The following is a 14790-nucleotide window of genomic DNA, read 5'->3' on the forward strand; positions in this document are numbered from 1 at the left end:
TTTTCCTACTTTACCACCTTACCACAATTAATCTTCCAAACCACTACGGCGGCAGTTTTTTAAAATGTTTCAATCTTCAAATCCTACTCTTCCAACTGCCTCCTATACATCTGAATGGTATTTTCCAATCCAAAATAGAGCGCGTCGCAAATCAGCGCATGGCCAATGGACACTTCTTCCAGCCAAGGGATATTCTTTTTTAAGAAAACCAAATTATGCAAATCCAAATCATGCCCTGCATTGAGTCCCAAGCCCAATTCCCGGGCAAGTTTGGACACTTCAACATAGTCTTTGATTGCTTTTTCCCGATCCTGATGGTAGTGAGAAGCATAGGGTTCTGTGTAAAGCTCAACCCGATCGGTTCCCGTTAGCTTTGCAGGTTCGAAATACTTGGGTTCCGGATTGATGAAAATCGAAACCCGGGTACCGATTTCTTTTAATTCAGCTACGATGTCCTTCAGCAGGCTTTGATGGGCAATCGTGTCCCAGCCTGTGCTGGAAGTAATTGCGTCCGGCGGATCGGGTACCAAGGTCGCTTGCGCTGGCTTCACTTCACGGATCAGCTGCATAAACCGCTGATCAGGATAGCCTTCTATATTGAACTCTGTAGTCACCACCTTGGCCAAGTCCAAGCAATCCTGGTAGCGAATATGCCTTTCGTCCGGTCTTGGGTGAACAGTAATTCCCTCCGCTCCAAATCGCTCACAATCCAACGCTACTTTTACCACATTGGGATTGTTGGCACCCCTGGCATTTCTCAGCGTGGCGATCTTGTTGATATTTACACTCAGTTTTGTCATATCGGTTGATAAAAGGGTATTTTTACCCGGTAATCTAGATGTAACACAAACTTAGGACGAATGAGTTTAAAGCAGAAAGTAGAAACTGAAATAAAATCGGCCATGATCGCCAAAAACAAGGTCCGATTGACAGCCCTTCGAGCTATCAAATCTTTGATTTTGCTGGAAGAAACCAAGGAAGGGTTTTCTGGCAGCCTGAGTGAGGATGACGAGCTGAAACTTTTGACCAAAGCTGCCAAGCAACGAAAGGACTCCGCCGAGATCTATGAAAAACAAGGCCGAAATGACCTTTTGGAAACTGAATTGGCTGAGTTGGAGGTCATTCAGGAGTTTTTGCCCAAAGCACTTACCGATCAAGAATTGGGCTTGGCAGTCCAGGAAATCATCAATGTCACCGGTGCCGTAGGTCCAAAAGACATGGGCAAAGTCATGGGAGTAGCCAGCAAGCAGCTTGCCGGAAAAGCGGACGGAAAAGCCATAGCTGAAAAGGTAAAAATGCTTCTGAACGGATAACCTTGGCTCCACTCGATATTGTCATACTGATTCTGATCGGCCTGGGTGCTTATCAGGGCTACAAAAAAGGCCTTCTGATGAGTATCGTGGGCCTGATCGGATTTGTATTGGCTATCATTTTGGGAGTATACTTCATGGACCCGGTCAGCAAATGGCTAGCCACACGACTGGATGAAATGACCTTTGCCTTCCCCATTTTGGCTTTTTTGATTGTTTTTGGGATCACTTTGGTCTTGGTAAATCTAGCCGGCTGGGTCCTGAAAAAAATGATGGATCTCATCCTGCTTGGAGGATTTGATAGTCTGGCAGGGGGGATTTTGGGGATCGTTCAAACGGCATTTTTTATCAGCCTTTTTCTTTGGCTTTCGCTGCAGTTTGGATTGAAGATGCCCAAGGAATGGAAAAAAGACAGTGAAGCCCTCATCTACATCGAACCTTTGGCACCTGGAATAGTCAGTGTACTGGAGCCCCTTTTTCCCAAAGTGAAGGAAATGGTGGAAACGATGAAGGAAATTGCTGAGGGATTTGAAAAAAAATCAGGGCCTTTTTAGTCTTTCCTTCAACCCTGTATTTTTTAGAACCACTTGGGTAAACTCTATATTATCCGGTGATAAATCTGATTTTTTTACTATTTGACTAGTAAAAATATCGGATATTTTTTCTATCGCAATAGATATAATACCCGGACAATACATACATTTACGTCTGAATTTCAATGAGTTTAGCCCAATGCGAAGGAAAATTTTCATCAGACTCAAGGAACATCTCAAAAGAGAGGAAGCGACCCTATTGATTGGGCCAAGACAAAGCGGTAAGTCTACCTTACTGAAGCAGCTCGAGGCTGAGTGCAAATCTGAAAATATCCCAACAGTTTATATTAATCTGGAAAACAAAAGCTTTTTGGCCGAACTGGATTCCAATCCACTTCATTTATTGGCCTATTCATACAATCCTCTGGTAAAAACAGTTTTTTTTCTGGATGAAATTCAATACCTGAGCGATCCTACCAATTTTATCAAATTGCTTTACGATGAGCATCGAGCACAAGTCAAACTGGTGGTCAGTGGAAGTAGTGCCTTTTATTTGGATGAAAAATTCAAAGACTCATTGGTTGGGCGAAAGCGGATCTTCAGGTTAAACACCTGCGACTTTGAGGAAACACTTCTTCTTCAGGGCAAAGAAGAATTACACCTCGAGTATCAAAAAATCAAATCCTCACCTAAATACAAATCGGTGAAATCGGATTTTTTAAAACTTGAATTTGAAAAATACCTGATTTATGGTGGTTATCCGGCTGTGGTCATCGAGCAGGATGAAAGAGAGAAAAAAGAGCTTTTGAAGGACATAAGAGACTCCTTTGTCAAGCGGGATATTCTGGAATCCGGAATTAAGAATGAGCTACTCTTTTATCAACTTTTCCGAATTCTTGCAGAGCAAACCGGGCAATTGATCAAAGTAAATGAACTTAGCAATACCTTGAAAACTAGGTCAGAGACTATTCACAATTACTTGAGGATCATGCAAATCTGTTTTCATGTGGAAACTGTCAGACCCTTCTACTCTAATGTTCGCAAGGAACTTATCAAAATGCCAAAAATCTATTTCCTGGATTTGGGTCTAAGAAACTGCCTGCTAATGAATTTCCAGTCTATTCAAATTCGCATGGATCGTGGTGAACTTTGGGAAAATGCGGTTTTTAGAAGTTTGACAGACCGTTTTGGGCCAGAGGAAATCAGGTTTTGGAGGACAGCGGATGGTAAAGAAGTAGATTTTGTCCTGCCGGAAATAGAGGACCCGATAGCCTTGGAAGTCAAGCTGGATCAAAAATCAAATAAACAATCCAAGTACAAGCTATTCACAGAAAGCTACCCATCATTACCTTTTCGTTTTGTCAACCTGAGTCCTTGGAATGAAGAGGTATTGAGGAAAGAATTTTGATTGAAATCAAACGAAAAAAACGTCGATACTTATGATACTTGACCCCTTCGAAAACCTACCTCAAATCAATCACTTCAATCCCGGGGTATTTTTTGGGATCAAAGACAAAATACTCTGCGGAAAGTGAAGGGGCTTGTTTCATTTCCCGAAAGGAATACGACAGTGTTCCTCCCTGCCCATCGGACATTTCCCAAGCGAGCAAATCCTGGGTGTTTTTATCTACCATCAATTTCACTTCTTTGAAGGGAGAATCGGCCTTCTGAGCTATCAAGAGGACTACTTGAACGGGTTTTCCTTTGTAGGTATTGTCTGCCAAAAGCCGGTAATTATAGCCTGTCTCGTACATTTTATAAATGTTGGAAGGTGTCAGTTCCCCCTCCATTTGACTGACATCGTTGATGGTGACTTCCTTGTACCCCTCACTTTGGATAAAAGTCCAAACGGTCTTCCCGTCGTTGAAAATTTCCTGATCCGGAAGCTTGAGGCGATACTTCTGCCCTTTCACGGCGAGTTCGCCCTGCTGCCGGTCTTGTACCACCCCAGCATCTGAATAGGTAAAATCAAAATTGGCAGTAAAACCATTTAAGCTTTGGTATTTTTTGCTCATCCCGTCGAGGATAGCTTTGGCTTTTGGATCCTTTTGCCCGAAGGCAAAAGAAGACACAAAAACCAGAAAAATCAGGAGAAAATAGGGGAAAACTTGTTTCATGAATTGATGGGTAGAAACGGATTGTTAGGCTTTTACAAGCTATTCAATAACCGTTCCAAACTAGCCTCATCCTGCACCAGGACTTCTCGGGCTTTTGAGCCTTCAAAAGGACCCACAATCCCTGCGGCTTCCAACTGGTCCACAATTCGTCCGGCCCGATTATATCCGAGCTTGAGCTTGCGCTGGATCAATGAGGTACTGCCCTGCTGATGAAGTACAATTAGCCTAGCCGCATCGTCAAACAAAGGATCCCGATCCGAAAGGTCCACATCCGCCGCGGAACCATCCCCTTCCTCCCCTTCAAATTCCGGCAAAAGATACGCATCAGAGTAGCCCTTTTGATTACCAATCCAGTCGCAGATTGCGTCTACTTCCGGTGTATCCAAGAAGGCACATTGCAGCCGGATCATCTCCGAACCTTGGGAAAGCAACATATCTCCCATACCGATCAGCTGGTCTGCCCCACCCGCATCAAGGATAGTTCGGGAGTCGATTTTGGAAGTAACCCGGAAGGACAGCCGGGCGGGGAAGTTGGCTTTGATAATACCGGTGATTACATTGACAGATGGTCGCTGGGTGGCCACTACCAGGTGAATCCCGATCGCTCGGGCCAATTGGGCCAAACGTGCGATTGGGCCCTCGATCTCCTTCCCTGCGGTCATCATCAGATCCGCCAATTCGTCGATGACCAAGACGATGTAAGGCATGAAGTAATGTCCTTTTTCGGGATTCAGCTTTCTGGCGATAAACTTGGCATTGTACTCCTTGAGGTTTCGGCAACCGGCATCCTTGAGCAGATTGTACCGATTATCCATCTCAATACAGAGGGAATTCAGGGTGTAAATTACCTTTTTGGTATCGGTGATTATCGCCTCCTCAGAGCCGGGAAGTTTGGCCAAAAAGTGCCTTTCGATCTTGTTGAAAAGAGTCAGCTCCACCTTTTTGGGATCTACCAGGACAAACTTGAGCTGAGAAGGATGCTTTTTATAGATCAGGGAAGCCAAAATCATATTCAAGCCCACAGACTTACCCTGACCGGTAGCACCGGCCATCAGCAAGTGGGGCATTTTGGCCAAATCCACTACAAACACCTCGTTGGCGATGGTTTTACCCAAAGCCACCGGAAGGTCTTTGTCTGACTTCATGAATTTCTCTGTGCCGATGACTGCACGGGCGGGTACAAGTTCCCGGTTTTTGTTGGGCACTTCTATTCCTATAGTTCCCTTCCCCGGTATTGGAGCAATGATCCGGATTCCCAAGGCCGCCAAACTTAAGGCGATATCGTCTTCCAGGTTTTTGATTTTGGAAATCTTCACTCCCGGATTTGGCACGATTTCATACAAGGTAACGGTAGGACCGATGGTCGCTTGAATCCCCTGAATACCTATCTGGAAGTTTTCCAGCGTGGTGACAATCTTATCCTTGTTTTCTTCGAGCTCCTGCCGTGTCACCGTGACCTTTTTGACATCGTATTCATTCAGAAGCTCAAGAGTCGGATATTGATAGCGAGGCAAATCCAAGGTAGGATCGTAGGGATCCAGATTTTCTACTTCTATGGCTGTTTTTTCCTCTTGAACTGCTTTGTGTACCGTGAAGTTGCCTGCTGCAGGTTCTGGGGTAGTTTTAGCTATATTTTCATCCAGAAGATTGACTTGTGGCACATCGAAGATATCTTCCTCCAGCGCCGTTTCCTCCTCGGAGTCATCCAACTCCTCTTCCAGATTCAAAGCCTTTTCTAACTCCAGATTTTTCACCTCCCAAGCACTTCCGTCATCCAGAATATCTTCTTCCTCTAATTCCTCTTCAGAAGAAAAAGGATTTTTCACGTCTGGTGAAGTGGTGTTTTCTGAAAAAGCATCGAGTTCTGATTCAGCTTTGGGAGAAAACCAATTCAACTGATCCACACCGAAAAACAAGACCACAAAGATCAAAAAGGAAGCGACAATAAGGATAAATGTCCCCATCCCCAGAAAATCAGCTGACAATTTAGCCAACTCATAGCCCAATCCTCCTGATATAAAACTCCAATACGAATACCCCTCCACCAAAATGACCAAATACCCGATCAATAAGCCAAGCCAAGCGATGAAGAAGAGGGAAAAAACAGTGTATCGAGTCAGAGAAACCAAAGAAAACTTAAAAGTCCACCGGAAACCCAAGAAGAAAATAAATGGGGGAATAAGAAAAGCGGCAATACCAAACCAGCGGTAAATCAACCAATGGGAAACCTGGGCACCAAAGTACCCCAGCCAATTTCTGGAGTCACGAGCTGCCTCGCGAACAGCTTGATCGGGATTATTGAAGACCAGACTTTGATCTTCTGGCCCATTGAGCAAATACGAAAGAAATGCAATCATCAAAAAAATACTGATGGAAATCAGGCTCAGCCCAGATACCAAGGCCAACTGGTTGAACTGCAGCTTGCCCAAAGAAAATCCTGGTCCAGAAGGCTTTTTAGGGCTTTTCTTGACATTTTCAGATTTCTTTCGAAAGGTATTTGAACGGGTATTGGGGGACGCCATTGAGGTGAAAGTACAGGTTTAATTTTAGCCAAAAGGCTAGACATAGACAACCTACCGGGAAAAATAGGCCAGAAGTCCTTTTTTGATCTTTTTTACCACTCCCGGTCCCTCATAAATCATGCCCGAGTAGATCTGAACCAAACTTGCTCCGGCTTCGAGCTTTTCGATAGCATCCTCGGGAGAAAAGATTCCCCCCACTCCCACGATGGGAAAAGCACCTTTGGATTGGGTATGAAGGTATCGAATCACCTCAGTACTTCGATTTTTCAGAACCTTCCCACTTACTCCACCCGCTCCGATAGCCTCCACCTCGGCCGGGTCAGTGCTCAACCCCGAACGGTCAATCGTGGTATTGGTCGCAATCACCCCATCAATCTTGGTTTCCTGTACGATTTCAATGATATCATCCAACTGCCCCTCAGTCAAATCCGGAGCAATCTTCAACAAGATGGGTTTGGGATGTTCTTTTTCATCATTGGCAGCTTTCACAGCGGTGAGCAAGGCTTTGAGTGGCTCTTTTTCCTGCAAATCCCTAAGATTGGGGGTATTGGGAGAGCTGACATTGACCACAAAATAATCCACATAAGTATGTAATGCTTCCAGGCAGAAAAGGTAATCATCGACTGCTTTTTCATTGGGAGTCACTTTGTTTTTGCCGATGTTTCCCCCTACGATGACTTGGGATTTTCTTTTTCTGAGTCTTTCTACCGCCTCTAAGACACCCCCGTTGTTGAATCCCATGCGGTTGATCAGGGCTTCATCCTGAGGAAGGCGAAAAAGCCGGGGTTGAGGATTGCCCTCCTGAGGTTTTGGGGTGAGGGTTCCAATCTCAATAAATCCAAAACCCAGCATGGCCATCTCATCAATCAGTTTGGCGTCTTTGTCAAAACCGGCCGCCAATCCTACGGGATTTTTAAACTTTAGGCCGAAGACCTCCCGCTCCAATCTGGGATCATCCAGTTCAAATCCTGACTCCAAAATCGAACTGATTATGGGAATATTGAAAGTGAGTTTGGTGAGATCGAAAGTGAAATGGTGAGCATCCTCTGGTTTTTTCAAAAAAAGCAAAGGCTTCAGGATGGACTTGTACACGGCTGAGAATTTGGATCAAAGCTCAAAGATAAAGCATATCACTTCTTGCCCTAAAATCAGGATAAAAAAAGAGGAAGCATTGGAAAGACTTCCACTTTACACTTGGTTTTTTCGGCAGATTATTTTTTACCGATGAGAATCAAATTTTCCTGAGGAGTAATCAGGTATTCGGCTCCAGTCTCGGTCACAACGGCCATTTCTTCTACCGAGATGGTCTTTTCGGCACCATCCGACTGCTTCCAGCAGTGAAACCCATCGAAAGCAAAGACCATCCCTTGTTTGAGCAGCTTTTGTGCCGCAGCTCTTGGTTTTTCCAATCTTGACCCTCCCAGATTGGGCCCCACATCGTGGGCCACATAGCCTACCGGATGTCCGGTACTCCAAGGTACATAAAGCGATCCATTGGCATCCATCAGGTCTCTTTGGGCGCGGTCCACATCTTCCCCTTTCACACCGGGTTTCATTGCCGCCAAAGCGGCCCGGCTTCCTGCCTTTCCATTCTCCCAGTAGCTTAGGATATCTGAAGGAGCGGTCGTTTCCCCTTCTTTGAGCACATAGGCAAAACGCTGAATATCCGAAACCCACATTCCGTACAGCTTCACCCCGAAATCAGTTTGAATCACGTCGCCTGGCTGAATCACCTTAGTGGTGGCATGGGAATGCCCTCGATCCGGGCCTGAGTTCACATTGGGATTTTGGTCGGGATGCCAGGCATCGGTTACTCCATACTCAGCCATTTTGGCCTTAAGGAATTTGGCTACATCGGCATCGGTAGTCTTTCCGGGTTCAATCATGTCATAAGCCTGATGCTGGAAATCCGAGGCCAACTGAGCAGCCATTTTGAGGATTTCCACTTCCTCAGGGAGCTTGATGGATAACCACTCGTACACCAATTCCTCAGAGGATACCAATTTTTTCTCTTCTGACCCCATCAATTGGGCCAAATCACGGTATTGGCTGTGAGTGAGGCCATCGGCCATTTCGTTGGAAGCAGAAGTATTGATGGCTATGGTCTGAAATCCTTTGCTTTTGATAAAATCAACTGCCTTTGCTACGGCTGATTCACCTCTGGCTACCCGCTCCACCGAATCATGGATGTCCAAGTCATCCAAAGCAGTCGCTTCACCTTCAGGACTGAACACCAAAGAATGAAATCCGCTTTGGTCATTGTAAAACAGAAAAGCAGCCGTCCCTCCGGCATTCTCTCCCCCCACATGGGAAGCTATTGGATCATTGTAGTTTTCCCTACAGATCACCATCCACACCTCCACGCCGGAATTTTTCAGAGCTTGGGGTAAAAGTTCATTGATTCTTTTTTTCCGAATTTCCGGCCAAGGATTACTTCCCCAATAGGATTCGGGATCTATTTTCTTTTCTTCCGGTTCTTTTTCTTCAGGAGGACTGCAGGAGAAAAATATCGTTAGGATAGCTAGGAATAAAAAGGCTTTTTTCATTTAGACTGGTGATTTTTCTGAAAAATAGGAAGTAAAAATCAATCCCAAAAGGGCATTATTTTATAGTGCAACAATCTGGCATTCAAGACAGGATGTATAAAATTCTTTTATTTTGAACAAAAATCACGCTCAAGCGTGTTTAACTGCTGGTAAAAAAAAGCTCTTGAGCCGCCACTATGAAAATCGGAATTGTTTGCTATCCTACCTTTGGGGGAAGTGGTGTAGTAGCCACAGAATTGGGAAAAGGCCTGGCCAAAATTGGCCATGAAGTCCATTTCATCACTTACAAGCAGCCCATGAGGTTGGATTTTTTCAGCGAAAACCTCTTCTATCATGAGGTAGATATCAAAAGCTACCCCCTGTTTGAATTCGCTCCTTATGAACTTGCACTTGCCAGCAAAATGGTCAGTGTGGTCAAGTACGAGAATCTCGACCTGCTTCACGTCCATTATGCTATTCCGCACGCTTCGGCAGCTTACATGGCCAAGCAGATATTGAGAACTGAGGGCATCCAAATTCCAGTAGTGACCACACTTCATGGAACGGATATTACCCTCGTCGGTAAAGACCCAAGCTATGAACCCGTGGTGACCTTCTCCATCAATCAGTCCGATGGAGTCACGGCAGTTTCCGAAGATTTGAAAAAAGAGACCTACCAATATTTTGATATCAAAAAGGAAATAACCGTCATTCCCAATTTCATTGACTTGGAGCGTTTCAAAAAGCAGCGAAAAGAACATTTCAAACTTGCCATCTGCCCCAACGGAGAAAAGCTTTTGGTCCACACGTCCAACTTCCGGAAAGTAAAGCGAGTGGAAGATGTGATTCAGGTTTTTTACAATATCCGAAAAGAAATCCCCACCAAACTGCTTCTGGTGGGTGATGGTCCAGAGCGGGACCGAATGGAGCGGCTCTGCCGGACATTGGGTACCTGCGACGATATCAGGTTTTTGGGCAAATTAGAGGCGGTAGAAGAGGTATTGTCGGTTTCGGATTTGTTTTTGATGCCTTCAGAAAAAGAAAGTTTCGGCCTGGCCGCTCTGGAAGCTATGGCCTGTGAGGTACCTGTCCTCTCTTCCAATGCAGGGGGAATTCCAGAACTCAACCTGGATGGAAAAACAGGCTTTGCCTGTGCAGTGGGCGACGTAGAAGACATGACTGCCAAGGCAAAAATCATCCTGGCTGATGAAAATCTGCCGGGCTTCAAAGAGCGCGCTCTGAATCGGGCAAAAGAATTTGATATTCATCAAATTCTCCCCCGATATGTGTCCTACTACGAAGAAACAATTTCAAAAACCTTAAGTGCTGTGTAATAATATGATCTAAATCATTCAGCGCTTAATTTTTAAAAGATGAAAAACCTTACCTTTGTGCCATTGTTACTCATACGAAAAACAGATCATTGAACTGAATACTATGAAAAAGATTGGAAGATTGGACAAGCCGGATAATTTCGGTTCAGCCAAGATGTTTTCTAATCCCCTTCTGGAGAAAATCTCCAGGACTCACATTATGGTGCCGATTTCGCTCTTTGTAGCAATCTCATCAGTATCTTTTTACTATGCAGTGACTTCGACGGAGATTGGTTTGTGGGTGGGGATGCTTGTTTTGCTGGCGGGATTGCTGGCATTCACTTTTGTGGAATACATGATGCACAAGCATTTCTTCCACATGGAACCTAACACTCCGGTCAAGGATAAGCTCCAATACACGGTGCATGGAGTGCATCATGATTATCCCAAGGACAAAGACCGGTTGGCAATGCCTCCCTTCGTGAGTGCCGCCTATGCTGCGATATTTTACCTGGTCTTCAATTTGATTATGGGAGATTATGCCTTGTACTTCCTTCCGGGCTTTCTTTTGGGATATACCGCATATTTGGGAGTGCATTACATTGTGCATGCCTACAATCCTCCAAAAAACTTCTTCAAGGCTCTGTGGGTCAATCACGCAATTCACCACTACAAAGATCCGGACACTTCCTTTGGAGTAAGCTCTCCTCTTTGGGACTATATCCTGGGGACCATGCCTAAAAAAGACTAAAACAAGCCTTCCTTTGGGGAGGTTTTTTGTTTGATTTGGACCCAAAGGCACGAAGACACTAAAGAGAAGGCCAAAGGACCTCGGTATTCAATCTTCAACATTGGATAGTAAAATCCCCGAACTTTGAACATTGAACCCAGAACTTTGCGCAACCCATATACCAAAAAAACAATAACCAACCTCACTCCCTCATAGAAGAGACATGAAAAGCATATCCATCATCGGTCTAGGCTGGATAGGAGAGCCTTTGGGAGCCCTTCTGAATGAAAAGGGATTTCAGGTACTGGGATCTACCACTTCCGCCGAAAAACAAGAGCGGCTTTCCAAAAAAGGAATTCAAGCCATCCGCTTTTCACTCAATCCCCATCCGGAAGGCGTTGGATTCAATGCCTTGTTTCAGTCCGAAATCCTCGTCGTGAATATTCCTCCACGTACCCGCTCCGGAGAAGGACAGTTTCATTTGGAGCAATTGAAATACCTCAGAGCTTTGATCGATCAATCTCCCATTCAAAAAGTGATTTTTGTCTCGAGTACCGGCGTCTATCCGGAAGGTAATTCCCCGGAAAAATACGGAGAGGACTTTCCCCTCTCTCTGGAAAATACCGGTAATGACACCCTATTTCGAGCTGAGCAAATGTTGTCCCAAGACAGAAAATATGACTTGGCGATTGTGCGTTTTGGAGGTCTTTTGGGAGATGACCGGATTCCGGGGAAGTACTTTTCGGGAGAGGAAAATGTGGCAGGCCATACCCGGGTCAACTTTATCCATCGCAGGGATGCAGTCGCCCTGCTTGCTTGGGTGATTGAGAAGGAACTTTGGAATGAGGCCTTTAATGGAGTAGCGCCAATTCACCCCCTACGAAGGGATATCTATGAAAAAAATGCAGTAGAATTGGGCTTTACACCACCAGCAAGCTATCAAAATGAACCCGAAGGCAAGGATCGATTGATTGATTCCAGTAAGATTCTGGAGACGGGGTTTGAGTTTGAGTTTCCGGATCCTTTGGAGTTTTCCTATTTGCCACTAAGGCAGTAAGGTATTAAGAAGTTGCATAGAAATATTTCTCACAGATTTCTCAGATGAACACAGATCAATACCATCTGTGAAAACCTGTGTTATCTGTGAGCTTTTTTCCAATTTTCAGCCTTCTGGTTTCGGCCTTCTGACTTTCCCATAGCCTTTAGTGTCTTTGTGGCAATTCAAAAATGCCATCTTGTCACTTTTTCTCACTTGGAACGGGCATTGATATCCTCATTCCGTCAACATTTTGTAACTACTAAACCGATTTATACCATGCAGGAAAAAGGTACCATCTCGATCCATACCGAGAACATTTTCCCCATCATCAAAAAATTCTTGTACTCTGATCACGAGATTTTCCTTCGAGAACTCGTGTCCAATGCAGTCGATGCCACCCAAAAAATCAAGCGATTGGCTACTTTGGGTCAGTACAAAGGCGAATTGGGAGACATCACCGTAGAGGTTTCTTTTGACGAGAAAAAGAAGACCATCACCATTTCTGACAAAGGTCTCGGAATGACCGCCGAGGAGATCAAAAAGTACATCAATCAGATTGCGTTCTCCGGTGCGACCGAATTCGTAGAGAAATTCAAGGACGCCAAAGACGCCAATGAGATCATCGGTAAGTTTGGTTTGGGTTTCTATTCCGCCTTTATGGTAGCCAAAAACGTGGAAATTCAGACACTTTCCTACCAGGACGGCGCCGAACCAGCGATTTGGACTTGCGACGGCAGCACTGAATTTGAAATCAAAAAAGGGAAGAAAAAGACCCGAGGAACCGACGTGATTCTTCACATCAACGAAGATTCTGAAGAGTTTCTCGACAAGTGGAAGCTTCAGGGCATCCTCGACAAATACTGCAAGTTCCTGCCCGTTCCGATCAAGTTTGGCACCAAAAGCGAATCCGTAGAAGACGGAGTCGATGACAAAGGGGAAAAGAAATGGAAGTCCGTAGAAGTGGATAATATCATCAACACCACTTCCCCGATCTGGACCAAATCTCCAAGCGATCTGAAAGACGAAGACTACCTCGCATTCTACAAGAGTCTCTATCCGATGAGCGAGGATCCGCTCTTCTGGATTCACCTCAATGTAGACTATCCATTCAATCTGACCGGGGTCTTGTATTTCCCGAAGGTCAAAAACGAATTCGAGCTACAGCGTAACAAAATCAAGTTGTTCAGCCGTCAGGTATTTATTACTGACGAGGTGAAAGACATCGTGCCGGAGTTCTTAATGTTGCTTCACGGGGTGATCGACTCTCCGGATATCCCGCTCAACGTGTCCAGAAGCTTCTTGCAAGCTGATGGCAACGTGAAGAAAATCAACAACTACATCACCAAAAAAGTAGCTGACAAGCTATCCGAACTTTTCAAAAAAGACCGCAAGGCCTATGAAGAGAAATGGAATGACATCGGTCTCTTCGTGAAGTATGGGATGATCTCCGAGGAGAAATTCTACGAAAAAGGCAAAGAGTTTACCCTGCTCAAGAACACCAAAAACGAGTACTTCACGCTGGATGAATACCGTGAAAAAGTGAAAGCGGTGCAGACCGATAAAAACGATCAGGTAGTCTACCTCTATGCTACTGACCTCAACAAGCAGGACGGATTTATCGATTCTGCGAATAAAAAAGACTATGACGTCTTGGTACTTGATTCTCCGATCGACAGCCACTTTATCCAGCATATCGAAACCAAGTTGGAGAAAACCCAACTCAAGCGTGTGGATGCTGATGTGGTGGAAAAGCTCATCCAAAAAGACTCCACCTATGCCAACCTTCTGACCGAAGATCAGAGCAAATCCGTCAAGGAACTCTTCGAAAAGGCGATCAACAACAAAAACTACAGCGTGGAGATCGAAGGGCTAAGTCCTGAGGAAATGCCAGTCACCATCACCATGGAAGAGTGGATGCGTCGTATGAAAGACATGGCACAAACCGGAGGCGGACCAATGAGCTTCTACGGGAGCCTGCCTGATAGCTACAAAGTCGCCATCAACGGTAACCATCCTGTGGTAGACAAAATCCTCAAAGCAGAAGGAGAAGAAGCCCAAATGAAGTTGGCCAAGCAGGCCTTTGACTTGGCGATGCTTTCTCAGGGCTTGCTAACCGGCAAGGACTTGACTGCCTTTGTAAAGCGAAGTGTAGAAATGATTTGATCCAAGAGAACTTTGGGGTTTTCAAGAACCCCGAAGGTCTTTTTTGATTTCAAACCTTTGAGTCCCGAAAGCTTTCGGGACTCAAAGGTTGATCCCGATCCCCGGCCGTTAGTCGGGGATTTTCTTTTATTACGGTTGATTTACAATAAATCGGAATTAATACCTAAAAACCGATTACATATTAACAAATTGTATTTCAACGGGTTAAAAAATGAACTTTTCCTTGAACTAAAATAATCGGATTGATTATCAACTAGTTATGGTTTTTTGAAAAAGAATTATTCGTTTATTCTTGACAAATCCAAGGGGGGGGCATTACATTTAGTTCAGGTTCAATGCGCGGCGGCTTTTTAATCAATTTGTTAAACTTAAAATGTTGAAAAATGAAAAATACGACAAAAAAGCTTGTACTTACCTGCTTTTCTCTATTTGTCCTTGGCTTGATTTCAAACAACTCAATAGCTCAAGGTACCAGATTATGTATGTGGTCTGAAGAAGTCCAGTTTTGCCTTGTATCAGCTCCTGATGGATACTGCGC

General features: G+C 44.7%; 12 protein-coding genes. 7 read left to right on the forward strand and 5 right to left on the reverse strand.

The features are described from left to right. Positions 1-83: 83 nt before the first annotated feature. Positions 84-800, reverse strand: a complete 717-nt coding sequence (locus AAA943_RS07095; RefSeq protein WP_338223537.1) for a pyridoxine 5'-phosphate synthase — start codon at positions 798-800, stop codon at positions 84-86. Positions 801-860: 60 nt separating this feature from the next. On the opposite strand from AAA943_RS07095, the gene AAA943_RS07100 reads away from it, so the two are divergent. The 3 genes from AAA943_RS07100 (at position 861) to AAA943_RS07110 (ending at position 3251) form a co-directional block, all read left to right on the forward strand. After that, a complete protein-coding gene (locus AAA943_RS07100) occupies positions 861-1313 on the forward strand; it encodes a GatB/YqeY domain-containing protein (protein WP_338223538.1) in 453 nt (150 codons plus the stop codon). A gap of 2 nt (positions 1314-1315) precedes the next feature. Further along, complete coding sequence (locus tag AAA943_RS07105) at positions 1316-1864, forward strand: CvpA family protein (protein ID WP_338223539.1); 549 nt, start codon at positions 1316-1318, stop codon at positions 1862-1864. A 178-nt stretch (positions 1865-2042) separates the two neighbouring features. Further along, complete coding sequence (locus AAA943_RS07110) at positions 2043-3251, forward strand: ATP-binding protein (protein WP_338223540.1); 1209 nt, start codon at positions 2043-2045, stop codon at positions 3249-3251. 55 nt (positions 3252-3306) lie between these two features. Here AAA943_RS07110 and lolA1 read toward each other — a convergent pair whose 3' ends face one another. The 4 genes from lolA1 to AAA943_RS07130 all read right to left on the reverse strand — a co-directional run bounded on the left by lolA1 (position 3307) and on the right by AAA943_RS07130 (position 9028). Further along, the gene (lolA1, locus tag AAA943_RS07115; RefSeq protein ID WP_338223541.1) at positions 3307-3960 is read right to left on the reverse strand and encodes an outer membrane lipoprotein periplasmic chaperone LolA1; all 654 of its coding nucleotides are present in this window, start codon (positions 3958-3960) and stop codon (positions 3307-3309) included. A gap of 32 nt (positions 3961-3992) precedes the next feature. After that, positions 3993-6482, reverse strand: a complete 2490-nt coding sequence (locus tag AAA943_RS07120; protein ID WP_338223542.1) for an FtsK/SpoIIIE family DNA translocase — start codon at positions 6480-6482, stop codon at positions 3993-3995. Between the two features lie 51 nt (positions 6483-6533). After that, the gene (locus AAA943_RS07125) at positions 6534-7574 is read right to left on the reverse strand and encodes a quinone-dependent dihydroorotate dehydrogenase (protein WP_338223543.1); all 1041 of its coding nucleotides are present in this window, start codon (positions 7572-7574) and stop codon (positions 6534-6536) included. 119 nt (positions 7575-7693) lie between these two features. Beyond that, on the reverse strand, positions 7694-9028 hold the full coding sequence (locus AAA943_RS07130) for a M24 family metallopeptidase (protein ID WP_338223544.1): 1335 nt from the start codon (positions 9026-9028) through the stop codon (positions 7694-7696). Positions 9029-9204: 176 nt separating this feature from the next. Between AAA943_RS07130 and bshA the strand changes: the two genes are divergently transcribed. From bshA to htpG, 4 genes are all read left to right on the forward strand, one after another. Next, on the forward strand, positions 9205-10341 hold the full coding sequence (bshA, locus tag AAA943_RS07135) for an N-acetyl-alpha-D-glucosaminyl L-malate synthase BshA (RefSeq protein ID WP_338223545.1): 1137 nt from the start codon (positions 9205-9207) through the stop codon (positions 10339-10341). A 103-nt stretch (positions 10342-10444) separates the two neighbouring features. Continuing rightward, positions 10445-11071, forward strand: a complete 627-nt coding sequence (locus AAA943_RS07140; RefSeq protein WP_338223546.1) for a sterol desaturase family protein — start codon at positions 10445-10447, stop codon at positions 11069-11071. 202 nt (positions 11072-11273) lie between these two features. Beyond that, positions 11274-12107: a Rossmann-fold NAD(P)-binding domain-containing protein gene (locus tag AAA943_RS07145; RefSeq protein ID WP_338223547.1), complete on the forward strand. Its 834-nt coding sequence runs from the start codon at positions 11274-11276 to the stop codon at positions 12105-12107. Between the two features lie 258 nt (positions 12108-12365). After that, positions 12366-14252 (forward strand): molecular chaperone HtpG, encoded by a 1887-nt coding sequence (gene htpG / locus AAA943_RS07150; RefSeq protein ID WP_338223548.1) that lies wholly within the window; start codon positions 12366-12368, stop codon positions 14250-14252. Positions 14253-14790: the final 538 nt, after the last annotated feature.

The sequence above is a fragment of the Algoriphagus confluentis genome, assembly GCF_036245625.1.
GTDB lineage: Bacteria > Bacteroidota > Bacteroidia > Cytophagales > Cyclobacteriaceae > Algoriphagus > Algoriphagus confluentis.